The organism is Sporosarcina sp. SAFN-015, assembly GCF_051966875.1.
GTDB lineage: Bacteria > Bacillota > Bacilli > Bacillales_A > Planococcaceae > Sporosarcina.
Window position 1 is genome coordinate 478576 of record NZ_JBQCKP010000001.1, and the last position, 21543, is coordinate 500118.

Consider the following 21543-nt stretch of genomic DNA (forward strand, 5'->3'; position numbering starts at 1 on the left):
GTAAGTTTTTTAGATTTGCCCCATGTTCATTACGACGAAGTACCTCATTCATCATTGGTTTAGTGTGTATCGATCGCTCATGCTGAATTTCGTTTGCAGTGCCAATACGGTTTCCAATAATACGTCTGCTCCCTTTGCACAGTCTTCAAATGTCGTTTCTTCTTCTTCGCAATGACTTTTCCCGCCAATGCTTGGCACAAAAATCATTGCAGAAGGTATGAAACTCGCAATATATTGTGCATCGTGTCCCGCCCCGCTGAACATCCTATGGTGGGAATAACCGAAGTCAGCACACGATCTTTCCACTTCATCGCAAATAGCTTCGTCAAATAATACTGTCTCCCGTCCCCATAGCTTCACTGGTTGAATACGGCAGTCGTTTTCTTCTGTAACTATTCCCGTCAATAGCTCCTCCACTTGATGCATCACCTCTGGAGATTGATGACGTGAATCGATCGTAAACACTACTTCATTTGGAATAACTGTATGGATATTAGGCGTCACATGCATACGTCCAAAAGTGAAAACTAGCTTTTCGTCGATCTTGCCCAACTGCTCGTGCAATGACGAAATTAATCGAGATGCCACAATCATCGGATCTTTACGCATCTGCATCGGCGTTGTACCTGCGTGATTTGATTCACCTGTTACAGTAATTTCATAGCACACCATGCCTAAAACGCCTTCGACCACTCCAATATCACAATGCTTAGCAGCTAACACCGGTCCTTGTTCAATATGCAGCTCAATATACGCAAGGGCCTCTGTTAATCGATTTCCTTGCTCCCCTGCGTAGCCACTCGCCTGTAGTGCTTCTTGAAAAGTAATACCGTTTTTATCGGAAGAACTCAGCATTTTTTCTCTACTGAACTTGGAAGCAAGGACACCGGAACTCATCATCGCCGGATCGAAGCGCGCACCCTCTTCATTCGTAAAATTCACAAGCATGATTGGAATCTCAGGCTCAATGTCGTTCTCCTTTAACGTCTGTATCGCTTCTATTCCTGTTAAAATACCTAACACACCATCAAACTTGCCGCCTTTTTCAACAGAATCCAGATGCGATCCGATTACGATTGGCGGACAATCTTTTTTCCCCGGCAATGTTGCATAGACATTGCCCATATCATCTGTTTTACTATCCATGCCTAGCTCTTTGCATATTTCAATAAAACAATCTCTTGCCAAAATATCCTCTTTTGACAGGGACAGACGGGTTACCCCCCCATTGGCAGTGGCACCGAACTGACTGAACCGTTCAACTAATGCCTGCAATCGACTCCTATTACATGCATACATATGCAAGTCCTCTCTTTCATAGTTATTGAACTATCTACTAATTAAAAAACTATAGAGTAAGTGTATTCGGAGGGGGAGGATATAAGACTACAAAATAGGGGCAAGCGCATATTTTAGGGAAGTTGTTTATATAATAAGGGGCTGTGTGTATAACGCTGTTTTTTATGGGAGTTGAATAGTGGATTTATTGGCATAAGATAAATGAAGGAGTGATGATTTCCATGACGAACTTGACAAGTCAAAATTGGCAAGTAAAAGATGAGCAGTATGTATGGCATGCCATGAAGCCGTACAACCCGAATGCTACGTCAATTATTCAGAAATCGGAAGGCGCTTGGATAACGGACATTGACGGGAAACGGTACTTGGATGCCATGTCCGGTTTGTGGTGCGTGAACGTCGGCTACGGTCGGGAGGAACTCGCCAAAGCCGCTTACGACCAGTTACTGGAAAACGCCTATACACCCCTATCCATAGGACACGTCCCTGCCATCCAACTAAGCGAAAAGATCAGCGAATTATTAGGTGATGATTATGTTGTCTTCTACTCCAACAGCGGCTCGGAGGCGAATGAAGCCGCCTTCAAGATCGCACGCCAGTACCATCAACAGAAAGGTCATACCAATCGCACGAAATTTATCTCCCGCTACCGGGCCTACCACGGCAGTACAATGGGGGCGTTGGCGGCAACAGGGCAAGCCCAGCGTAAATATAAATACGAACCGTTAGCACCCAACTTCATTCATGTCGCACCGCCGGATACCTACCGTGCAAATGAAGATCATATTACAGAGCCGACTGCCTTGCCGTCCGTTCAGGCGATTGATAATGTCATGACGTGGGAAATGTCCGATACGATTGCTGGCGTTATTCTCGAGCCCATAATTACGGGCGGCGGCGTGATTATGCCGCACGAGGACTATTTACGCGGGGTAAAGGCCGTTTGTGAAAAGCATGGGGCATTGCTCATTGCCGATGAAGTCATTTGTGGCTTCGGACGTACCGGTAAAGCATTCGGCTTCCAGAACTACGGCATTCAGCCTGATATTGTCACAATGGCAAAAGGCTTAACTAGCGCATATATGCCGTTATCTGCTACTGCAGTGCGCCGAGAAATCTATGAAGCCTTTATTGGAAGCGAGGAGTACGACTTTTTCCGACATGTCAACACATTCGGCGGTTCTCCAGCGGCTTGTGCAGTAGCCCTTAAAAATATTGAAATCATGGAAAGTGAAAACTTATTCTCCCGCTCAGAAGAAATGGGAGCTGTTCTCCATGCGGAACTGCAAGAAAGCTTAAAGGAACATCCAAATGTCGGCAACATCCGCGGAAAAGGCTTACTAATCGGCATTGAGCTTGTAAGTGACAAAAACAGCAGAGCTCCACTTGATGTAACTGCTGTCAACAAAGTCATTGCTTTATGTAAAGAAAAAGGGCTAATCATCGGGAAAAATGGAGTCACGGTTGCAGGTTTCAACAACGTTTTAACAATCGCACCACCACTAATTATTTCGATGGCAGAAAAAGATTTTATTGTTGACAAACTCACTCGCGCATTGCAAGAACTACTGCCACAAAGGGGAAATGAATGAATGGTGACGAATACAGAAGTAAAAGAACTGGGGCACTTTATTAATGGTGAAATCGTAGCTGGCAAAAGTGGTCAATTCTCAGATGTTTTCAATCCAAGTACAGGTGCAGTAATCGCACATGTCCCTATTGCGTCAAAAGAGGAAGTGCGGGAAGCCATTGCAACTGCTCAAGCTGCCTTTCCAGCATGGCGCGCTCTGTCAGTTAGCAAACGTGTTGAGATTGTCATGAAGTTCCGTCAATTGATGACCGAACGTATGGATGAGCTCATCGAAACCATATGTACTGAAAGCGGGAAAACAGTCGACGATGCGAGGGGTGAAATTACACGCGGATTAGAATCTGTAGATTTAGCCATAAACGCCCCTCACTTATTAAAGGGCGAGTACTCCGTTAATGTCGGCGGGAATATTAATGCTTATTCGGCAAAAGTTCCACTCGGCGTCGTGGCTGCGATTTCCCCTTTCAACTTTCCCGTGATGGTGCCGCTAGCCATGACAAGTATGGCGGTCGCAGTCGGTAATTCCGTCATTTTAAAGCCTTCCGAACGTGTACCCTGCTCTGCATTATTCTTTTCGGAACTGTGGAAAGAAGCGGGTTTGCCCGATGGTGTTTGGACAGTCATCAATGGCGACAAGGATGCGGTCAACGAACTATTGGAAAACCCTGCTATTGAAGCCGTTTCGTTTGTCGGATCCACGCCAGTCGCCGAGTATATTTACAAAACCGGTTCTAAATTTGGAAAGCGCGTTACGGCTTTAGGCGGCGGTAAAAACAATATGATCGTCATGCCCGATGCGGATTTAGAACAGGCGGCAAACGCATTTTTAGGCGCTGCTTATGGGGCCGCTTCCCAACGCTGTATGGCCATTTCGACAATCATTCCTGTTGGCGAAGAAACAGCGAACAAGCTTGTAGGCATACTAGCTGAAAAAATTGCAAAGTTAAAAGTGGGACCATACACAGATGCAGATGTCGACTTCGGGCCCGTTATAACTAAGCAGTCAAAGGATACAATCATCGGCTATATCGACCGCAGCGTGGAGGAAGGTGCTACGCTTGTATGTGATGGCCGTAACCCGGACATCGCTAAAAACTCCAACGGTTTCTATCTCGGCCCTACTCTGCTGGACAATGTCAAACCCGGCATGGAAGTTTATGAGCAAGAAGTATTTGGTCCTGCCCGCAATGTCGTCCGGGTCAATTCTTTAGAGGAAGCAATCGAACTGATCAATGCACATGAACTTGGAAACGGCGTGACAATTTTCACGAATAACGGGGCAGCCGCACGCAAATTTTCAATGGAAATTGACGTCGGGATGGTCGGGATTAATGTGCCGATTCCCATTCCTGTCGGTTACCATAACTTTGCCGGGTGGAAACGGTCCAGATTCGGCGAGGGGCATATGTTCGGGCCCGAGCATGTTCGCTTCTTCACCAAAACCAAAACCATTTCAGAAAAGTGGTTTGAAGAAAACAGCGAATCCGCGTCAACCTTTGCTTTCCCGAGTAATGAGGGCTAAGGAAACCGTATAAACAGACCCATTAGGCTCGATGCCTAGGGTCTGTTTTTTCTTTCGAATCTTTTGCCATACAAAGCCTTGGCCCACCAAAGTTTAAATAATATCTGCCACTTTGACGAGTGATTTACCTACATTTGCTCCTGTAAAAAGATCAAGGAAGGCGTCAATAATATGGTCGAAACCTTCCGTAATCGTTTCTTCATATTTAAGTTTTCCTTCATTTAACCACGCAGCGAGTGCAATGTTGCCTTCTTCAAGGCGACTTGCATAATCCCCAAGCGTGAATCCTTTCATAAGGGCACTTGTTTTGATCAGTGCCGTTTGAACACGAGGACCCATATCCAGTTCAACACTGTTATAGGAAGAAATTGCACCGCAAACCGGAATGCGGGCAAACTTATTAAGAAGTGGGAATACAGCATCAGAAATAGAGCCGCCGACATTATCAAAATAGATATCAATTCCGTCTGGACATGCTATTTCTAGTGCTCTTGGAACATCTTCCTTTTTATAATTGATCGCTGCGTCAAACCCGAGTTCATTTAATAGATACTGGCATTTTTCATCTGTCCCGGCTATTCCCACAGCGCGGGCTCCATTAATTTTGGCAATTTGTCCAACGGCAGATCCAACTGCACCAGCAGCTCCGGACACGACAACCGTTTCCCCTGCTTTTGGCTTCCCGATATCAAGCAAGCCGAAATATGCTGTTAATCCCGTCATTCCAATAATACCTAGATGTGCTGTTACGGGAGCACTCTTCGGATCAATTTTTCGAATTCCCTTCTCATTCACAACTGAATATTCCTGCCAGCCAAGCGTACCGAGTACGATATCGCCTTTCGTAAAATGCTCCGATTTTGTTTCGACTACTTGGCCAATTATCCCACTTGTAATAACCTCGTTTATTTGAAATGGAGGAATATAGGATTTTGTATCCTGCATCCTTCCACGTAAATACGGATCAACCGAAACATATATAGCACGAATCAACACTTCACCATCCGCAGGCGTTCCGATTGGTGCATCAATAAAAGCAAAATCCTCCATCACAGGTGTCCCGATAGGACGTTTTGCAAGCTTAATTTGCTTTTGCATTTGATTCATTATTCCTCCTCCATCCTGAAAACGGATTATCCATCTTAAAGTACAATATTCATTTTGAACAACTGTTCAACGTATAGTATTACCATTTTCCATGTCAAAAAATAGAATACCCTGTAATTTTCTTAGTATACAATAAGTATAAACAGTTTCCATAACCCACTATCGTAATCGGGCGAGATAATTGAAGAAGATAGAGAAAAGGTCTAACGCTATAGATTAAAACGAATAAAACAGACCATATTAAAAATGTAATTACAATATGGGAGGTTGCATAATGAAACAAGGAGCGCACAGCAATTTATATTCCAATCCGAAGACACCAGGAAATCGCAAGGAAGTTAAAGAAGAAATTTCGATGGAATTGGCTGAACTCGGCAATCTTCAACCAAACCATGAGAAGATGACGCCGAATCATCGGGAAACGGCCGAGAGAGATAAATACAAAGGATAAGTATATAAAGAGGCTTTCCAGAAAGTCAAACCGACTTTATGGAAAGCCCTTTATTGTGTAACGAGGTGATTCTAAAGTCACGAGTCGAGCATAATTGACGGAGATTGTGCCTTAACTACGTCAAAATCGAGTAAAACCTGTCAGAACTTGAACAAAATGAACCTTAACTCAAGCATTTCTTATTCAAATCCGAGCAAAACTTTTTGCACACTTGAAGCGCCTAATGATCTGCATCTTATTGACTTATTCCGTTTTCACTCTACATATATACACCATTGAAATGCTCTCCGCATGTAATTCATTTTCATCCCAATCGCCGTACACTTGCACAATCTCAAACCCATTTGCGGCTACCAGCCTTTCCATTTCTTGCGGGAATGAATAGCGAAGGGAAATGCCGTCCTGCTCCTCAGCAATTAACGTATTATCTCGATAAATTCGACGATGTGTCCGGCAATCTAAGATCTGTGTTAAATGATCGTACACATCACGATGGCTTTCAATCACCCGATCGCCATTTTTATCGACGTATTTTTCCTCGTACTCATCGACAGCAGAAAGTTCCTTCAATACTGGATTCCGTGTGTCATAAATAAAGATGCCTCCATCCACCAAATGCCGGCGGACAGATTGGAATAGAGCGTCCTGTGCTTCATTCGTTAGAAAGTGTTGAAAGGAATTTCCCGTCATGAAAGCTAGCGAACTTCTGACGGGAAGATTCAAATTCGTGCAATCTTGTTGCATAAATTCAATCATCACTTCCGTTTGTTCGGCTTTCCGTCGAGCCCTTTCCAACATGCCTTCATGAAGGTCTACTCCAACCATTTGGAATCCACGCTGTGCCATTGGAATCGTCAATCTGCCTGTTCCGCAAGCTAGTTCCAATATAGGATGATCCTGATTAGCCCATTTCAGAATGATGCCTAAGTCCTTCTGATACTTGTCATATAAATGATCGTACATTTCAGGATCAGCGTATTTTTCGAGGTTTTTTTCAAATATGTTTTGGTTCATAAATACTTCTCATTCCTTTTTTATTCTAACAATTTATTGCTGTCATACGATATAATTCTTCTTTTTATCTGAATTCTACTTCTTCAGATGGATAAACATCCGCAAACCACCGTAACACGCCATTATGATGGTTAATAATTTGTTGAGCTGAAATTTCACTGGAGTTCCATGTACTGTGAGCGTCCGATAGCAAAGTTACCTTATAACCCATACTAAACGCCCTGCGACAAGTCGTATCAACACATGCTTCCGTTTGGATGCCCGAAATATAAATATTTTTTATCCCTTTCTTATACAGTTCTTCTTCCAATGTTGTATTCAAGAATGAGTCAGGAGTTGCTTTTTGGATGATCACATCGTTTAGGTGAGGCTCTATTTCAGCGTGTATCTCCCAGCCTTCGCTACCATATTCCAAAGGTTTTCCCACTGGAGCATTATGCTGTATGTAAATATAGGGGTGTTGGATGCTCGTGCTCTCTTTATCACTCCTTGTAAAGTGGAAATCAGCTCATCTCCCTTAAACACAGTATCTCCCTCTTGAAACATCCCTTTTTGCACATCAATGATTAGTAAACCATTCCTCATAATACACCCACATTCCGTAATATTATCGTTACTATATTTTGAATCTATTAGTAAATAATCTTCGAAAGTGCTCGATTATTGGCCGGGTCACCCCGAACAATGATCAACTTATCCACATATGGTTGAAGGATCTCATCAAGGTCTGCTCGTTCTCCTTCAAACTGCTTTGTCCATTTATACATATTGCGAAGCATTTGAAAATCCGGTTTATACGCACATTCTTCCACGCCGATCATTTGCTTCACATGTCTACTCAAAATCCTGATTTTCCGTTTCCATAATGGCGGGTCCAGCCATATGACAATGTCAGCCATGTCCAAAAGAAGATGATAGGACGGGCGATATACTCCTTCTGCGATCCAACTTCCTCTTGCATCCATTTGACGAATGATCTTTACTTGTTCCTCAGGCTTCCTCTTGATCCGCTCGCCATCCACGTTATAATAAACAACCGCATCCAGTTCAACGAAGGGCAAACCCATTTCCTTCGACAATTCTTTTGCGTATGTCGTTTTCCCACTTGCAACAATGCCCATGATGAAGATTTTCATTCTCCTCACCCCCATTTACGCTTCTCATACCATTCCATCGCTTCCCTTTCAATCTCTGCTGCAAGCTGCTCTTTCCCTTTTATGTATGATTCAATATCATAAGGAAATTGCTGCGCTAGCTTCTCTTTCAAATCCCCATATGCCTTCGCCTTCTCGGGATGCTCTCGCAGGAAGTCACGGAATGCAAGATGGCGATGGATTTCCGAAGAGCCTTTCTCATAAAAATGGACATGATGCGTCCGCTCATCCCCACCTTTTTGAAAATAACGGCGCCCCACGATTCCATTTTCACCCTTTGCTTCGTACCCAATGGCGGCCATTTTTCCGTCATACTGATCGATTTGCGTAATATCTTTCACGACAGGCATAATGTCAATGATAGGCTTTGCGGACAAACCGTGTATGGATGTGCTGCCGATATGGTGGAATTCGATTACTTCCGCGTCAAATATCTTCTGTAATACAGCTGTTTCCTTTTCGAAATCAACGCTCCATATTTCAGAAAAAGGTATTACTTCTACTTTCCGCATAACGCACCCCCAGTTATTTACGCATGTCCGACCTTTTCAATCCATAATTCCTTATTTGAACAATAATCATATTCATCCACGTAATGATTGGAATGAAAATGAATATCACTGTAATCCCTAAACTTCCAAATAAACCTTGATCATCTTTAAGGAATGTACGGGCATCAATTTTGTGTAGTATGAAAAACGCCGAACTCAGTACAACCGTATTTAGTAAGAAAGAAAAAACGACTACCCTTGCCCTACCCCATTTCTTAGGCATCACTAGGCATAGATATGTAGATACTATCAAAGTGGATAACAAGATGACGATTACAATTGAATTCATAATAAATCCACCCACCTATCTACTCAATTCCCCTCGTACTCCTTATAAGCTGCAGTCCAATGATATGGCTGTACATCGGACAGCTTTTTGAACGTTAATTCCTGCCCCGGCAAAGTGACTGCCACTTTCACACTAGGCCCCCAATAAAACAGCCGCTCTTGGCAGACTCCACATGGTGAAAGCACCTTGAAATCGGAAGTTTCATCGTCCCGGACGACGCATATGGAGTGAGTAACCCTTTTATTCAACTTATGTGCCTCCAAAATCGAACCCGTTTCCATGCACAATTCCGTCGATGCATTAATAACTTCTGGGGCAACACTTGTTAAAATCGTGCCATCTTCCAAGCCCATAGCGGCTGCCCCGCCCCAGCCTGTAGGATATCGTTTCTTAATCAATTCAACAGCTGCATCATATAACGCTTTTTCAAAGCCCATATACACTCCACCTATCAATTCAATATAACCTTCATAGAAAAAGGGCTAACAGATTTCATAATTGTTAGCCCTTCCATTGCCTCATACTTATTTTTCCGAAGCACGCATCAGTTTCTTAATCAACCGAATTTGCCCACGGTGATTCAATTCATCCTCAAACACATGGAACCATTTAAAATACTTATTCATAGGCTCTCCTCCCCAATAAGGGGCTGTTTCGAATAGCCATGAATCGGGCAATGTCTGGAAAGTGTCGATTGTCTTTTTACTCGTTTGCTCCAGCTCTTCAAGGTAGTATTCAATTGGATTCCCTTTAATTTGTTCCCGTGCTGCTTCGCCAAGTTCCAATGCTGGATTCAGCAGTTGGATATCCTCTTCCGTGAAATCCCGATTTTCAAATGTATCGATTTGATATGCTTTTTCAACTGACACCATATGGGCGAGCAGCATGCCGATGGAATTGGCCTCGTCGTTAATGAGGAAATCCAATTGGTCCACTGTTAGATCTTTCACTTCCGCCAATGTTGTCACCCTTGTATATTCCATCATGGTTGCCAATTTGCTAAACTCCAGACTCAAGCCATCTTTTTAATCGATTACATATAATCCTTCGCTTCCCATTGTTATTCCCCCCTGCGTGTAAATCCATCTCGATATTCGTCTAATTTGGAATCCAGCTTCTTACGCAACCCCTCAATCCATTGAGGATTATGCAAATCTTTTTCAACATCTACTGTGCGAAGCAGATCGGCAAAAGTAATCAAGTTATGGAACCTTAAAAACATTGGGATTGTATCGATTTCCTCATCTTTCACATGCATTTTACTTCTATAACCTTCAAGAAATAGTTGAAATGAACTGTTCGACAAATCAACATCCCCATTAAATAAATCTCGCAAGGCAAATGCGATATCTGCCGTGTACCAATGTTCCAAATTGCTTTCAAAATCGATCATTTGGACATTGTCGTCATCCCAAATCAGATTATCGAGTTCGAAATCAAAATGAATGATTCCATAATTGTCTTCATTTATTTCAAGGGTCATTAACAATGCCTTGATTGTTTCAAGCTCCTTACGCGCCAAGCTTTCACTTTGAGGCAAAAAACTATCCAGCTCGGCAAGTTGTTGAACATAATCATTACTCGTACTATCCATTTTCACAAACTGCTTTGAGCAATTATGAAGATGCCCTAAAGCTTCTCCCCACAAGTAAAATCGCCTATCCGATAGTTCCTCAATTTCGTAATGAACCCCCGATAGAAAGCGGAATACAACAGCCTGGAAAATACCCAAGTCATTCTTCGCTTCCTCAACCATATTGCCATTCTTCGATCGTTCAGGAATGTTTACGCTAACTCCATTTGTTGATAGAAAAGATAAAAACGAAACTTCCTCCATCAGCTTATTTCGATCACCGTTAGGAGTTATCCTTAAAATATGCTTTTCGCCGTTTCTTTCAAATACAAAAACGAAATTACTGCTTGCCCTTAAAAACTGGACTGAATCATGATCAAATCCCCATTTTTCTAACAAACCATGAACGAGGGCCTTGCTTTCATCCGACTCAAGAAAATCTCTCATAATGGACAACTTCATCATCTTTTCTCTTCCTCCTATAATTGCAAGAACAAAGATGTCAGGATAACGAGTCCATTCAACAGCCTTCTGTGGATGAAAAAAAGACTATCATCTACGATAGTCTTGGATGAAGTAAAGTCATATCTCATCACCAAAGGAAGGCACATAATTGGACATCGTGAATCTTATTGTTCTCGTATGAATTTTAAGCCGACTCATGATATCACCTTCCTTTTTACACGAATTTCCCAACTACTTAAATTCTACTAGACATTCAGACAATAGTAAATAGACTTTTACTTCTTTGTATCGTTTGACTGTTATTGTTATAATAATCAAACGACTATCACTAGGAGGATGGACATGGAGTTTGAAGTAAGCTTTAAAAATCCTGTACTTCGTGCATGGGTAATCATCATGGTGCCTTCTTTCATTCTTGCGACGCTTCTTTTATTTTTAACTAACATCCCTGGATCTTATATTTCTTTAACCTATTCAACAGGTTCTTGGGCAATTTTTGGTGCTTGGTTTCTATTTCATAAAAGAAGGAGAAAATTGACTAAAGGCTAATTCTTAATGAATCTTTTCAAAGTCCTTGAAGTTATTATTTTCTGCCCTATAACTATCTTTAGAAGAAGCTTGATAATCACTTGCATCCCAACTTCTTTTCGTGACAACTTCTAATCCAACCGACCCCATTAATAACGGAATGATATTGATCGCATTTAAATCCTTTGCAATCTCTAGAAATGTACTAAACTTATCATTAGAACGCATCCTCATACTCCTTCAATTTATGTTTCCAATACTCCCATGCCTTCAAATACTCATCTAAATCATGGGGATGCACTTTCTTACAAATGCCGATCCGGGTATATAACTGAAAAACAACTTCTTCGACTAGACGCGGCGTATCCATCTCCACCTTGTTCAATAAATCAAATGCATCTAGCAATGTCTCCATATTCAAGTCATCCGGTGAAGAACAAAACGCGTATGTAAAATCATAGATTACCGGTCCCACCATTGGATCTGGATCAATTACACCGACAAGTTGATTCTGATGAAAAACGAAGTTATGTACACCCGTATCGCCATGGAGTAAATACTTATCCGGCTGTCTTTCATACTCTGCAAGTCGTTCAACCGTCTTATTCATTAGTAAATAATCCTCATGCGGCAACAAATCCCCGATATTTTCATAAGCATATTCCAAGCTAATTCTGTTGAACTCAACCCAGTTTTGCCGAGGCGTTCCCCCTAATCGACCCCACGGAGCTTGTGAATCGTATTTTTCATAATGATTGAACAGTCTTTCAACGAGAAGCTTCATCCAATCCGCCTTATTTCCGCGATTGACATGAGTTGTTCCTTCAACATATTCATAGAGAAAAAATCTCTTTTCAGGATCAACATAATAAACGTAAGGCAAAAGCTCAATATCTTTATACGTTTTAAAGAATTGCTCGGCGGCTCCAATATTTATAGGGTGATCGTATTTTAGAATGCTAGAAGGATTGTTACTTTCTTCTACTACATACACTTGCCCATCGGTTGTTCCACTCGTCAGTTGCTTGATTTCTGCTTGGTCTCCGACGAGTCCTTTGTTTTGTAAATCAATAATTGTTTGATACATGTTACATTCCTTCCCCAAACACCTTCTGAAATTTACAATGTCCATCCGCTGTCGTTCCGGTCAGTGAATATCCATTCTTTTCGTAGTACGCACACAACTTAGAATTATGCGCTACACAATCAAGCCGAATTGTGTTTTTTATATTTTCATCTACCCAATTTATAATTTCTTTTCCAATCCCGTTTTTCATATATTGAGGCCGGACAGCCAACCGATGGAGATAGAGGACTTCAGGATTGTCTTCATTTCCCCAAACATGCTGATCCCACTCACTCTTCTGCGAGTAGAGCGTAACAGTCGCAATGATTTCATCGTCCTGACAGGCGACATAAGTATCTCCATTGATAACCGCTTCTGTTATCTCCTCATCCTCTCCGCCTTCCAATAAAAATCCCCATTGGTTGATGTTATTATTTTGCAGCCAAGCAGCAACTTCTTTTAGTAACTCAATGATTAGTGCGGCTTCCTTCTCGTCTGCCTTTCGAATTTGATAAGTATTCATTTTATCTCCCCCATTCTAATTATTCATTCGTTATGTAGACGGTAAATTCCTTTTTATAAATTGAAGGAGAAAAAGGTTCCGTTGTCGAATGTATATTCGCATGCGATTTTTGGAGGGATGAACATGGGAAATGAATCACTAGTGTTGAATAAAAAAAGTTGGGATGAGGTAGCGCCTCGGTTTTTCGGGCGGAATCCGTTGCCAGAGTACGGACCGCTTGCGCCACGGGAAGAGAATTTAAATTTACTTGGAGACGTCACTGGTGCGAAGGTGTTGGATATAGGTTGCGGTAGCGGGCATTCTTTGCAATATATGGATTCTCGAGGTGTCGAGGAACTTTGGGGAGTGGACCTTTCAAAGACACAGATCGAAACGGCAAAAGAGTTGCTGATGGACAGCAAGGCTCCAGTTCATTTATTCGAATCTCCAATGGAAGAAAATCCCGGACTGCCTCATGCATACTTTGATATTGTCTATTCTATTTATGCACTAGGTTGGACGACCGATTTACGCCAGACGCTCACTAATGTACACGACTATTTGAAACCGGGCGGTATTTTCGTTTTCAGCTGGGAGCATCCATTGCACAGCCGGGCAAGCTTGAGAGATGAAGAACTTCACTTCAATAAATCCTATCATGAAGAAGGTGCCTATAATCACGAAGCTTGGCACGCTCCTGCAATCATGCAGCAATATAAAGTGAGTACATATATCAATACATTAATCGAGTGTGGATTTGAAATTGAAAAGGTCGTCGAGGACGTTTCATTAACGGAAGAAGATCGGGAAAGACATGCAAATCGGTGGTATTCGTTTGAGAAGGCGCAGATGATCCCGACGACGTTGATTATTAAATGTAGAAAGAAACGGTAAACGATTATCTTGTAGAGAAATTAGAATAACTAAAAGGCCTGTATGTATGATTACTTTGTAATCTAAGATACAGGCCTTTTATTTCAGCTATAATTGTCCCTATATATTAATTCCATGAATTTTTAAAAAAACAATTTTGAACCTATTATGGTTTGGTAATCGTCTAATAGCAAAAAATGAAGTAGGTTGAAGGGGAGGATAGTCGATTGGATAGAAAAGAAAAAGATTTGATATTAGAAAAAGTGATGATTGAATACGGTAATGAGTTGGTACGATTGGCATTTTCTTATGTGAAAGATACGGAGAGTTCTAAGGATATCGTTCAAAATACGTTTATCAAATGCTATAAAAACTTGGAGTCGTTTCGGCATGACGCACAAATAAAAACATGGCTCTACCGTATAACTATCAATGAATGCAAAGACTACTTAAAAAGCTGGAATTACAAAATGGTACAAGTCAAAAGTTTTATAAATGAAACAGCAAAGTCAGTATTACCATCGACAGAAAGAACAGTTATCAATAAATACAAGAATGCAGAAATAAAAGATACTATCTTTTCCCTACCAAAAGTGTATCGGGAAGTTGTTTATCTCTACTACTATGAGACGTTAAAGACAGAGGAAATTGCCGGAGTTTTAGATATCCCGGTCAATACAGTGAAAACCCGATTAAGAAGAGCAAAACAAAGATTAGAGCCGATGATAAAGGAGGTAAGATTTAATGAAAGATAAACGATTAAGAGATAAGTTATATAATACATCTGTTCAAGATCTAAAATTTACGAAAGAAGACCGCAATGAAGTATTTGAACAAATTCATAGACTGGAGAAGAATGATGCACAAAAAAAGTTTCTAGTTCCTTCTTCGTTAAAACTCGCCCCCCTTACAGTTTCTTTATTAGCGCTCGGCTTGTGTGTATTTTTGTTTATTCCATCAAACCCTTCTGTAAACATTGCTAATGAAAGCAACGAAAGTACGGCAAGTAATGCAAATGCAAACGAATCAGTAGTTCAAGAAGATAAGATTGTAACCACTTTACTAACTGTGAAAGATGATGATAATAGAATCCCTATTAACCTATTACTTACGTATAGCAAAGATAAAAAAATGATGAAAGTTCTATCTATCCCTCGCGATACTTATGCTCTTATCTCGGATAATGAAAGAACTACTCCATATGATAAATTGTCACATGCTTATGTTAACAGTTCCGGTGGTGCTGAAGATGTGAGAACAACAGTCTCTACCCTATTTGATTTGCCAATTGACTATCATGCTGTTATTGACTTGGAAACCCTTTCTTCAATTGTTGATTCTGTGAATGGTATAGAGTTCGACATACAAGAAGATATTCGAGTTAGAGCTCTATCTACCGTGGCATTTGAATTCGAAAAAGGAACCCGTCGTTTAAATGGAGAAGAGATGGCGGCATTACTGATGGATGCTACAGTGGGAAGTAACTTGAGCGAAGAAGACCAATTACACCTTATGAATGCATTTATAAATCAAACAATAAATGTACTGCCACCAACACAATTAAAACAACTTATTAGAATAGAAGGAAACTTCCCGGTTGAACAATTAGTAGACGATAAAATGGAACTTCCCTCGATCCAATTGGTATCTTTAATCGATGGAATGATAAATACAAGTATAGATGAGATTTACTATATTAAATATGAGAAAGAATTTTTAAATGCAGTTTCGGAAGAGTTGACCACATTTAACTAAATAGTCAGTGGTGTTTCATTTATATAGCGGCATTATTTAATTCAATTAACAGGTGCATCTTCATAACATGGATTTGCACCTTTTTACTATTGGCGGCATATCGTTAATAGAATTCTATTCAAGTTATTGAAAGATTCAAATTCATATGTTACTATTCGAGCAAATGGGAAGTTGGCGAAAACGTCAGATTTATTTCTTACACAAGAAAGGATCATGTCGTATGAGTTTAAAACATGGGCAATATGTGGGATCAGAAAAATCTAATAACATATATTCTAAAGGTTGGGGTTATGTTGCAGCGCTAGCACTGTTGCCATATGCGATTATAAAATCGCTTTGGGCATGGGGATCGACGATAGGACTTGCTACAGAACAAGCTATACAGGATATAGCAGAGATGGGTGATTCATTAAAGCAAGGATCAGCTTTTCTTTATACGTTATACTCCAATGGAATAGACTTCACAGCTATCTTGGCGGTATTAGCCTCTTTATTTGCATTAGCATTTGTTACTTCCTGGGGAGAAAAACTGCCAAAATGGTTTTTGATCATACCAGGATGGTCAGTTGGCGTGTTGACGATTCTAATAAGCTTCTTGACAGCTCTTCAATTTTTAGGAGTGCTTCCAAAAGGATACTCTGAAGGAATGGCCATCTGGGTGTATGTTATTACATACGGTGGATTGTTCTTATGGGGAGTAACTGTGTTTTTGGCGACTCTGTCATTCCAACATCGGATGAAAAGCAAACAGCGCTTTCTCGCCTGAATTTTCGTCAATGGAAAAGGGGTTGGTGTCAATGAAGAAACGGAGTCTGTTTGTTTTTATTTTAATTGTACTACTTTTAACGGGTTGCCGGCCATCAGCTTTTGGTGGTCAAATTGTAATTGATTGGGTTGATTTTATTCATTTTGACGGAAAAGAATACAACGGAATTCATTCCGGAGTTTTAGCCGACAAAAGTTTTATCGGAGACAAGATTGGCACGGTAAAATTTAAAGTGGCAGACAATGTGAAAAATCCAAGTTATAAAATCAGAGACGGTGATGCCGCCTTCCATGAGAAGGGAACCGAGATTTTTCAAATAAAGGATCATCCGCATTTAATAGCCGTCAAGGATACTCATTCTGTAAATGGATACAGTGTTTACTTTTCAAGAGATGATAGTGATTACCAATGGCATTTTAAGGATATGCTAATAGAAAAAGTCAAGACGATCGAGATTTACCAAACTGATCCTACGACAAATAATAAATTGATTTCTAAATTGACAAAGAGCGTAAAAATTAATAGCTTTCTTCAACTATTAGTGAATAGCGAAGAGAATCCCAATTTCCAGCCAAACAGAGGAAGCGGAGATCCAATTTTTTATGAAATGATTTTTTATACTGATGAGCCAATTGCCTATAAATATTATTTGCAGTTCGATGGTGAAACTTATTATTGGAGCCCATGGGATACGTCGATCGTATCTGATGAAATCCAAATGTTTATTGAGAGAAACTGAATATGACTTTAAATAACTGGCGCAAATCAACATCGTGGATTCGCGCTTTTTTTGTGGTTGTGGGACAGGATGAACTTGACGAAAACCCTTGACATTCAGCCTTTCAATAAATCGCACATTCATTTTCACTCTGAATTTCTTTAACAGAATCAGCGATCCGCGCCAGCGTGTCAGACATCTCCACGTCAGCCGTCTCTTGATGGACGCCTAGCAAGTATTGCAAGTTGTTTTTTTCAAAAACATAAAAATGAAAATCGTGGGAATCAATGTAGAGGCCTTTGCCGCCATATTGAAGCACATACTCTCTGCCATCGAATATCAATTTATTATGAACTGGCCGAATATCAATTTTGAATACGTTTCTTCTCCGGTCTTCATTTACAAACATAATTCCAAGATTGTCATTCGCCTTGTAGCGTTTATCTTCATAAAACCTTCCGAATTGATGCGTGAATGAAATCGGTGGTGCCATTTCGGGTAACTCCACCTTGCAGTGGAAATGGTTTTCAAATTCGTTAACTGCCTCTTCAATGGATGTATATCCGAATTCTTTATATAAATCATCGAAAGAAGGTGGTGAATTTTGTTCAGCAGCATAGATTCCTTTGCTCGCAAGAAAGATTACGACGACGGCTGGTATCAAAAGATAACGTTTTTTGATCATTGTATCATTCCCTCCTCTGTTCAGATTAGGTTTGCTAAAAGGAGCAAAAGTATACAATGAACCTCTCCACTGAAATTTTCGACCAATAACTGATTTTCTTATTATAGTTGGGAAGGATAATGATGAGGTGGTTTAGTCAAATGAAAATGACAATTACATTAGTTATCGCTATTTCTTTTTTGTTTTTTCTATCTACTCAGGGATACGCGCAACCAAAAGAATGTCCTGTGTTAAGCGAATTAATGCAAACATCAATCAAGGATAGAAAAGAAGTAATTGTAGCTTTACATACGTTGATACCAAAAACTTATGGAACTGGATTAGATGATTTTCCCGACATGTATACGAAATGGAATGTTGTGACGGCCAAACCCTTTCCTAGTACTGTCGGCATTGAAAGTGAAGAAGATTACTTTGCAATGGCAAAAAACTTTTGTGGTAATGAAATTGCTGAAAAGTCATGGCTTGTACGTCTTGATTTCCCAAAAGCTCCTGGAGCTGACTTAGCTCAAGGGCAAATCTTTTTAGCTAAAAGTAAGGAAAAAGGATGGTTTGTCTGGTTTCAATACCATTAACCCACACAAAAACGCCTATGCCTAGGCGTTTTTAATATTTCCTATATTTGTAAGCCACTTCACCGCATCCAACAAGTTTTCAGCGATATAATCCGGCTCAATGTCAGACCATGAATATCTGTATTGCGTTAAAGAACCTTCGCCCCACCCAGTCAAAACTAGAATTTTTAATGCGCCGACTGTGTGAGCGGCCAACATGTCTGTCGACCCGACATCGCCGATGAAAGCCGTTTTCGAAAGATCTACACTATGTTTTTTCGCAGCTTCCCGAAGTAGACCGGGACTTGGTTTGCGGCATTCGCATCCTTCCGAGGAGCCGTGCGGACAGATGAATGCATCATCAAAACCAAATGCCATGAATTCATCGTAAAAATCTTCGATGTGCGCCTGTCCTTTACTAATTCGGTGCTGGTTTGTACAAGCGATTGTCTTAATTCCGTTATCCCTCAAAAGTTCAAGAGCTTCTTTGCTAAAAGGATAGGGTGTGAAATCATTAGGGTGAATGAAGTGTCCGGTTCCGCCTATTGTTCCATCTCGATCGATAAAAACTGCCTGCAACTTATCCACTTGGCACGCCCTTTCATATAACTTCCATCACTGCACCGTCTGCCCATAAGGAACAGTCATCAGCTCCACTTCAAGTTGTCGGCCATCCCTCATTACGGTAAGCATAATCTTTTTGTTAGGCTCTGTTTCCGAAACGATGATTTCCACATCGTCATAAGAAGCAGTTTCGAGGCTGTTAACATGAGTTATAACATCACCAACCTCAACTAATCCGTCTGCAGGAGCAGTCGGTTGGATTTCCACCACTTTAGCCCCAGGACTGCCGCTTGGATTCGTCCGATGCAAAATGCCAATCCAACTTCTCCAAAAGTGCGAGCGTAAATCTTCATTTCCTTCATAGATGCTTTTTAAATTTCTCATGAACTGATACGTGCCGAATGCCATATTATCCGCTTGCATCATTTCGAAATCGCCCGACCAGATGCCCGTATATTCAATCTCCACGACAGATCCATCATCTTGCGGCGTAATCGTCCAAATGGTAAGGTCCTTATCTTCCCCTTCAAGTGTGAGCTTCCTGTTTTCCTCAAGCTCAACGATCGCACCGACATAGCTGACACCCCATCCGTAATCGAGACTAACCGTTCCGCCAATACGGATATCCAGCTTACAATTTCGCGTTTCCCAACGATTCCGTTCTTCAGGAACCGTTAATGCCTTCCATACCTTTTCAGGAGAGGCCTTTACAAAAATCTCCCTTTTCACTGATTCAATGACTTTCTCCATCGCTTTCTCCCTCCAAATACGTTTTCAATTTCATCAACTTGCTGTCCAATATACTTCCGATTTCCTGTTGAAGCTTTTCATACTGGTTCTTGAAATTCTCCCTTTTTAAACTGTAAACTCGATACCTCCCCTCTTTCCTTTCCGCTACTAAATCTTCTTCTACTAAAATCGCAAGATGCTTTTTCAAGGCAGGCTGCGAAATGGTAAAACGCTCAACCAATTCAGACTGCGTATATTCATGCAACGACAATAAAGTTAGTATTTTTCTTCGTGTCGGATCTGCAATTGCCCGATAAATATCCGTCATGTCTATGCCTCCATGTCATATAGCCATTTGGTTATATATAGAATATAGTAAACCACACATCCAATTGTCAATAAAAATCAGACTATTGATTAAAAATCCCTTCCAAAGGCTCCCATGGATAAATTGCCGCTTCAAATTTCTCCTCAATCACCGCGGGATCATTGTCAGCAAAGTGCTTAGCCTCTTCCAAGTTATCCACTTCAAGTATGATCAATCCGCCCGTGTGATCCATAAACGGTCCGCCTGCAATCAAAATACCTTGCGCCAATGCTTTCCTCACATATTCTCTATGAGGAACAAGCCCCTGCTCCCAATGTGGTTTCCCTTCTTTCCATGCTTTACCTGTAGTGAAATGAATGACAAACTTCATACGAACCCCTCCCCTTCCTGTTTACTTCGACGTGACTTCCTCCAATACCTCCCGCGCAAAGTGGTAAAGAGACGTATGAGGCATGGCGTGCAGACGGTCGACGGTTGATCTCGCCAGCTTTTCCGCTTTGTCCGAATCGCCAAGATGGTAGTGGCAGATCGCTTCGTAGCTTGAAGAGAGTACACGCAATGCAGTGTCTATAGGACTTAGCTGCACACGTTCCGGCAGGCTGATTGGGTATTTTTTGAATAAAGACAACGCTTCTTCGTACCGTCCCACTTTCGTCAGCACCCTCGCTAACATATTGTTTGCCAAGACGATGAATTCGCCCTTATAATCTTTTGGATATTTTCCCGATGCCTCGATGTCCTGAATGAGCTGCTCAGCATCATGCAAAGCCTTTTCGTAATTCTTCTCAAAAAACTCTTCCCTGGACACTTGTGTCAGCCGAAACTCGAATAGGAGCGTTTCCTCTTTGAGCAGTTTGGCAAATAGATAGCTTTCTTCCGCATAATCACGTGCTTTATCCATCTCCATCCGGTCGTAATGCAACCATACTTTGGCATTAAGTAGCTGATAATAGTTATCCAACACCATATGAGCACGTGCAAAATCAATTGCCTGATCGAGCATTTCATGCGCCTGATGATGTTGTCCCAAAGCCTCAAAAGTAAATGCTTTAGCGGATAAAAGCTGAATATACATCGATTTCGTTTCGATGCTGTCCATCACGTTCAACTCTTCCATTCCCCTGTCGAAAAGATCAATGGACGCGTGGTAGTCCGCCCGATCGAATTTAATTTCCGCCAAGAAGATATAGCACCGGACAATCCGCCATTCCATCTGCAATGCCCGATAGCGCTCCATCGCATTCTCTATGAATGCATTCCAATCATTATCCTCGATCTCTTTATAGAGGTCGATTGCAAAAAGATAGAGATAGTACAAAATCCGGGCATAGATTTCATGCATTCTCGCTGCTTCATAGCCCGTTATGTTCTTTTTCAGAATAGGTCTGAGCAGCTGTTCTGCTTCCGCGATCGGCCGCCATCCTTCTTGCCCCCACAATTCAAGCACTCTCTTCATCAA

The 21543-nt window shown here is 41.2% G+C and carries 29 protein-coding genes; 10 read left to right on the forward strand and 19 right to left on the reverse strand.

Annotation, left to right across the window (positions count from 1 at the left end; translation table 11 throughout):
* Positions 1 to 51: 51 nt before the first annotated feature.
* The gene (locus ACTHPA_RS02165; protein ID WP_440498414.1) at positions 52 to 1299 is read right to left on the reverse strand and encodes a Zn-dependent hydrolase; all 1248 of its coding nucleotides are present in this window, start codon (positions 1297 to 1299) and stop codon (positions 52 to 54) included.
* Positions 1300 to 1520: 221 nt separating this feature from the next.
* Between ACTHPA_RS02165 and ACTHPA_RS02170 the strand changes: the two genes are divergently transcribed.
* Together ACTHPA_RS02170 and ACTHPA_RS02175 are read left to right on the forward strand one after the other, a co-directional pair.
* Positions 1521 to 2891, forward strand: a complete 1371-nt coding sequence (locus tag ACTHPA_RS02170; RefSeq protein ID WP_440498415.1) for an aspartate aminotransferase family protein — start codon at positions 1521 to 1523, stop codon at positions 2889 to 2891.
* Positions 2892 to 4412, forward strand: a complete 1521-nt coding sequence (locus ACTHPA_RS02175) for a CoA-acylating methylmalonate-semialdehyde dehydrogenase (RefSeq protein ID WP_440498416.1) — start codon at positions 2892 to 2894, stop codon at positions 4410 to 4412.
* 93 nt (positions 4413 to 4505) lie between these two features.
* Here ACTHPA_RS02175 and ACTHPA_RS02180 read toward each other — a convergent pair whose 3' ends face one another.
* A complete protein-coding gene (locus ACTHPA_RS02180) occupies positions 4506 to 5519 on the reverse strand; it encodes an NADP-dependent oxidoreductase (RefSeq protein ID WP_440498417.1) in 1014 nt (337 codons plus the stop codon).
* A gap of 274 nt (positions 5520 to 5793) precedes the next feature.
* Here ACTHPA_RS02180 and ACTHPA_RS02185 point away from each other — a divergent pair, with 274 nt between their 5' ends.
* The gene (locus ACTHPA_RS02185) at positions 5794 to 5970 is read left to right on the forward strand and encodes a hypothetical protein (RefSeq protein ID WP_440498418.1); all 177 of its coding nucleotides are present in this window, start codon (positions 5794 to 5796) and stop codon (positions 5968 to 5970) included.
* Positions 5971 to 6213: 243 nt separating this feature from the next.
* Here the strand turns inward: ACTHPA_RS02185 and ACTHPA_RS02190 are convergent, their stop codons facing one another.
* The 8 genes from ACTHPA_RS02190 to ACTHPA_RS02225 form a co-directional block, all read right to left on the reverse strand.
* Positions 6214 to 6984: a class I SAM-dependent methyltransferase gene (locus tag ACTHPA_RS02190; RefSeq protein ID WP_440498419.1), complete on the reverse strand. Its 771-nt coding sequence runs from the start codon at positions 6982 to 6984 to the stop codon at positions 6214 to 6216.
* A gap of 64 nt (positions 6985 to 7048) precedes the next feature.
* Positions 7049 to 7399, reverse strand: coding sequence for an isochorismatase family protein (locus ACTHPA_RS02195; protein ID WP_440498420.1), 351 nt, complete (start codon positions 7397 to 7399; stop codon positions 7049 to 7051).
* A 217-nt stretch (positions 7400 to 7616) separates the two neighbouring features.
* Positions 7617 to 8120 (reverse strand): hypothetical protein, encoded by a 504-nt coding sequence (locus ACTHPA_RS02200; RefSeq protein ID WP_440498421.1) that lies wholly within the window; start codon positions 8118 to 8120, stop codon positions 7617 to 7619.
* A 5-nt stretch (positions 8121 to 8125) separates the two neighbouring features.
* Positions 8126 to 8650, reverse strand: a complete 525-nt coding sequence (locus tag ACTHPA_RS02205; RefSeq protein ID WP_440498422.1) for a GrpB family protein — start codon at positions 8648 to 8650, stop codon at positions 8126 to 8128.
* 13 nt (positions 8651 to 8663) lie between these two features.
* Entirely contained in the window at positions 8664 to 8978 is a 315-nt protein-coding gene (locus tag ACTHPA_RS02210) for a hypothetical protein (protein ID WP_440498423.1), read from the reverse strand.
* 23 nt (positions 8979 to 9001) lie between these two features.
* Positions 9002 to 9415 (reverse strand): cytidine deaminase, encoded by a 414-nt coding sequence (locus tag ACTHPA_RS02215; protein WP_440498424.1) that lies wholly within the window; start codon positions 9413 to 9415, stop codon positions 9002 to 9004.
* Between the two features lie 87 nt (positions 9416 to 9502).
* Complete coding sequence (locus ACTHPA_RS02220) at positions 9503 to 9964, reverse strand: DinB family protein (protein WP_440498586.1); 462 nt, start codon at positions 9962 to 9964, stop codon at positions 9503 to 9505.
* Positions 9965 to 10038: 74 nt separating this feature from the next.
* Positions 10039 to 11016, reverse strand: a complete 978-nt coding sequence (locus ACTHPA_RS02225) for a phosphotransferase enzyme family protein (protein WP_440498425.1) — start codon at positions 11014 to 11016, stop codon at positions 10039 to 10041.
* A gap of 342 nt (positions 11017 to 11358) precedes the next feature.
* On the opposite strand from ACTHPA_RS02225, the gene ACTHPA_RS02230 reads away from it, so the two are divergent.
* Positions 11359 to 11565: a hypothetical protein gene (locus ACTHPA_RS02230; RefSeq protein ID WP_440498426.1), complete on the forward strand. Its 207-nt coding sequence runs from the start codon at positions 11359 to 11361 to the stop codon at positions 11563 to 11565.
* Positions 11566 to 11568: 3 nt separating this feature from the next.
* Here the strand turns inward: ACTHPA_RS02230 and ACTHPA_RS02235 are convergent, their stop codons facing one another.
* From ACTHPA_RS02235 to ACTHPA_RS02245, 3 genes are read right to left on the reverse strand one after another with little or no spacing between them, the layout of a single operon-like run.
* Positions 11569 to 11772 (reverse strand): hypothetical protein, encoded by a 204-nt coding sequence (locus ACTHPA_RS02235; protein ID WP_440498427.1) that lies wholly within the window; start codon positions 11770 to 11772, stop codon positions 11569 to 11571.
* A complete protein-coding gene (locus ACTHPA_RS02240; RefSeq protein WP_440498428.1) occupies positions 11762 to 12631 on the reverse strand; it encodes a phosphotransferase in 870 nt (289 codons plus the stop codon). The genes ACTHPA_RS02235 and ACTHPA_RS02240 overlap by 11 nt, the downstream gene beginning before the upstream one ends.
* A gap of 1 nt (position 12632) precedes the next feature.
* Entirely contained in the window at positions 12633 to 13133 is a 501-nt protein-coding gene (locus tag ACTHPA_RS02245) for a GNAT family N-acetyltransferase (RefSeq protein ID WP_440498429.1), read from the reverse strand.
* A 123-nt stretch (positions 13134 to 13256) separates the two neighbouring features.
* Here ACTHPA_RS02245 and ACTHPA_RS02250 point away from each other — a divergent pair, with 123 nt between their 5' ends.
* From ACTHPA_RS02250 to ACTHPA_RS02270, 5 genes are all read left to right on the forward strand, one after another.
* Positions 13257 to 14006, forward strand: a complete 750-nt coding sequence (locus ACTHPA_RS02250; protein ID WP_440498430.1) for a class I SAM-dependent methyltransferase — start codon at positions 13257 to 13259, stop codon at positions 14004 to 14006.
* Positions 14007 to 14212: 206 nt separating this feature from the next.
* Positions 14213 to 14740 carry a sigma-70 family RNA polymerase sigma factor gene (locus ACTHPA_RS02255; protein WP_440498431.1) on the forward strand — a complete coding sequence of 176 codons (528 nt, stop codon included), beginning with the start codon at positions 14213 to 14215 and terminating at the stop codon, positions 14738 to 14740.
* On the forward strand, positions 14730 to 15740 hold the full coding sequence (locus ACTHPA_RS02260) for an LCP family protein (RefSeq protein ID WP_440498432.1): 1011 nt from the start codon (positions 14730 to 14732) through the stop codon (positions 15738 to 15740). The genes ACTHPA_RS02255 and ACTHPA_RS02260 overlap by 11 nt, the downstream gene beginning before the upstream one ends.
* Before the next feature lie 220 nt (positions 15741 to 15960).
* Positions 15961 to 16506 carry a hypothetical protein gene (locus tag ACTHPA_RS02265; protein WP_440498433.1) on the forward strand — a complete coding sequence of 182 codons (546 nt, stop codon included), beginning with the start codon at positions 15961 to 15963 and terminating at the stop codon, positions 16504 to 16506.
* 31 nt (positions 16507 to 16537) lie between these two features.
* Entirely contained in the window at positions 16538 to 17245 is a 708-nt protein-coding gene (locus ACTHPA_RS02270) for a hypothetical protein (RefSeq protein WP_440498434.1), read from the forward strand.
* A 103-nt stretch (positions 17246 to 17348) separates the two neighbouring features.
* Here the strand turns inward: ACTHPA_RS02270 and ACTHPA_RS02275 are convergent, their stop codons facing one another.
* On the reverse strand, positions 17349 to 17909 hold the full coding sequence (locus ACTHPA_RS02275) for a carbon monoxide dehydrogenase (RefSeq protein ID WP_440498435.1): 561 nt from the start codon (positions 17907 to 17909) through the stop codon (positions 17349 to 17351).
* A gap of 140 nt (positions 17910 to 18049) precedes the next feature.
* Here ACTHPA_RS02275 and ACTHPA_RS02280 point away from each other — a divergent pair, with 140 nt between their 5' ends.
* Complete coding sequence (locus tag ACTHPA_RS02280) at positions 18050 to 18484, forward strand: hypothetical protein (protein WP_440498436.1); 435 nt, start codon at positions 18050 to 18052, stop codon at positions 18482 to 18484.
* A gap of 21 nt (positions 18485 to 18505) precedes the next feature.
* On the opposite strand, the gene ACTHPA_RS02285 is transcribed toward ACTHPA_RS02280, so the two are convergent.
* The 5 genes from ACTHPA_RS02285 to ACTHPA_RS02305 all read right to left on the reverse strand — a co-directional run bounded on the left by ACTHPA_RS02285 (position 18506) and on the right by ACTHPA_RS02305 (position 21543).
* A complete protein-coding gene (locus ACTHPA_RS02285) occupies positions 18506 to 19051 on the reverse strand; it encodes an HAD-IIIA family hydrolase (protein WP_440498437.1) in 546 nt (181 codons plus the stop codon).
* A 27-nt stretch (positions 19052 to 19078) separates the two neighbouring features.
* Complete coding sequence (locus ACTHPA_RS02290; RefSeq protein WP_440498438.1) at positions 19079 to 19777, reverse strand: SRPBCC domain-containing protein; 699 nt, start codon at positions 19775 to 19777, stop codon at positions 19079 to 19081.
* Complete coding sequence (locus ACTHPA_RS02295) at positions 19761 to 20084, reverse strand: ArsR/SmtB family transcription factor (protein WP_440498439.1); 324 nt, start codon at positions 20082 to 20084, stop codon at positions 19761 to 19763. The genes ACTHPA_RS02290 and ACTHPA_RS02295 overlap by 17 nt, the downstream gene beginning before the upstream one ends.
* 82 nt (positions 20085 to 20166) lie before the next feature.
* A complete protein-coding gene (locus ACTHPA_RS02300) occupies positions 20167 to 20454 on the reverse strand; it encodes a YciI family protein (RefSeq protein ID WP_440498440.1) in 288 nt (95 codons plus the stop codon).
* 21 nt (positions 20455 to 20475) lie between these two features.
* On the reverse strand, positions 20476 to 21543 hold the full coding sequence (locus ACTHPA_RS02305; RefSeq protein WP_440498441.1) for a hypothetical protein: 1068 nt from the start codon (positions 21541 to 21543) through the stop codon (positions 20476 to 20478).

Coding starts and splice junctions, on each gene's coding strand:
- ACTHPA_RS02290 (WP_440498438.1), bottom strand. CDS start 19,777: ATGGAGAAAGTCATTGAATCAGTGAAAAGGGAGATTTTTGTAAAGGCC.
- ACTHPA_RS02190 (WP_440498419.1), bottom strand. CDS start 6,984: ATGAACCAAAACATATTTGAAAAAAACCTCGAAAAATACGCTGATCCT.
- ACTHPA_RS02210 (WP_440498423.1), bottom strand. CDS start 8,978: ATGAATTCAATTGTAATCGTCATCTTGTTATCCACTTTGATAGTATCT.
- ACTHPA_RS02180 (WP_440498417.1), bottom strand. CDS start 5,519: ATGAATCAAATGCAAAAGCAAATTAAGCTTGCAAAACGTCCTATCGGG.
- ACTHPA_RS02200 (WP_440498421.1), bottom strand. CDS start 8,120: ATGAAAATCTTCATCATGGGCATTGTTGCAAGTGGGAAAACGACATAC.
- ACTHPA_RS02245 (WP_440498429.1), bottom strand. CDS start 13,133: ATGAATACTTATCAAATTCGAAAGGCAGACGAGAAGGAAGCCGCACTA.
- ACTHPA_RS02205 (WP_440498422.1), bottom strand. CDS start 8,650: ATGCGGAAAGTAGAAGTAATACCTTTTTCTGAAATATGGAGCGTTGAT.
- ACTHPA_RS02270 (WP_440498434.1), top strand. CDS start 16,538: ATGAAGAAACGGAGTCTGTTTGTTTTTATTTTAATTGTACTACTTTTA.
- ACTHPA_RS02300 (WP_440498440.1), bottom strand. CDS start 20,454: ATGAAGTTTGTCATTCATTTCACTACAGGTAAAGCATGGAAAGAAGGG.
- ACTHPA_RS02230 (WP_440498426.1), top strand. CDS start 11,359: ATGGAGTTTGAAGTAAGCTTTAAAAATCCTGTACTTCGTGCATGGGTA.
- ACTHPA_RS02265 (WP_440498433.1), top strand. CDS start 15,961: ATGAGTTTAAAACATGGGCAATATGTGGGATCAGAAAAATCTAATAAC.
- ACTHPA_RS02260 (WP_440498432.1), top strand. CDS start 14,730: ATGAAAGATAAACGATTAAGAGATAAGTTATATAATACATCTGTTCAA.
- ACTHPA_RS02295 (WP_440498439.1), bottom strand. CDS start 20,084: ATGACGGATATTTATCGGGCAATTGCAGATCCGACACGAAGAAAAATA.
- ACTHPA_RS02175 (WP_440498416.1), top strand. CDS start 2,892: ATGGTGACGAATACAGAAGTAAAAGAACTGGGGCACTTTATTAATGGT.
- ACTHPA_RS02170 (WP_440498415.1), top strand. CDS start 1,521: ATGACGAACTTGACAAGTCAAAATTGGCAAGTAAAAGATGAGCAGTAT.
- ACTHPA_RS02165 (WP_440498414.1), bottom strand. CDS start 1,299: ATGTATGCATGTAATAGGAGTCGATTGCAGGCATTAGTTGAACGGTTC.
- ACTHPA_RS02250 (WP_440498430.1), top strand. CDS start 13,257: ATGGGAAATGAATCACTAGTGTTGAATAAAAAAAGTTGGGATGAGGTA.
- ACTHPA_RS02185 (WP_440498418.1), top strand. CDS start 5,794: ATGAAACAAGGAGCGCACAGCAATTTATATTCCAATCCGAAGACACCA.
- ACTHPA_RS02235 (WP_440498427.1), bottom strand. CDS start 11,772: ATGCGTTCTAATGATAAGTTTAGTACATTTCTAGAGATTGCAAAGGAT.
- ACTHPA_RS02280 (WP_440498436.1), top strand. CDS start 18,050: ATGAAAATGACAATTACATTAGTTATCGCTATTTCTTTTTTGTTTTTT.
- ACTHPA_RS02215 (WP_440498424.1), bottom strand. CDS start 9,415: ATGGGCTTTGAAAAAGCGTTATATGATGCAGCTGTTGAATTGATTAAG.
- ACTHPA_RS02225 (WP_440498425.1), bottom strand. CDS start 11,016: ATGATGAAGTTGTCCATTATGAGAGATTTTCTTGAGTCGGATGAAAGC.
- ACTHPA_RS02220 (WP_440498586.1), bottom strand. CDS start 9,964: ATGATGGAATATACAAGGGTGACAACATTGGCGGAAGTGAAAGATCTA.
- ACTHPA_RS02240 (WP_440498428.1), bottom strand. CDS start 12,631: ATGTATCAAACAATTATTGATTTACAAAACAAAGGACTCGTCGGAGAC.
- ACTHPA_RS02275 (WP_440498435.1), bottom strand. CDS start 17,909: ATGATCAAAAAACGTTATCTTTTGATACCAGCCGTCGTCGTAATCTTT.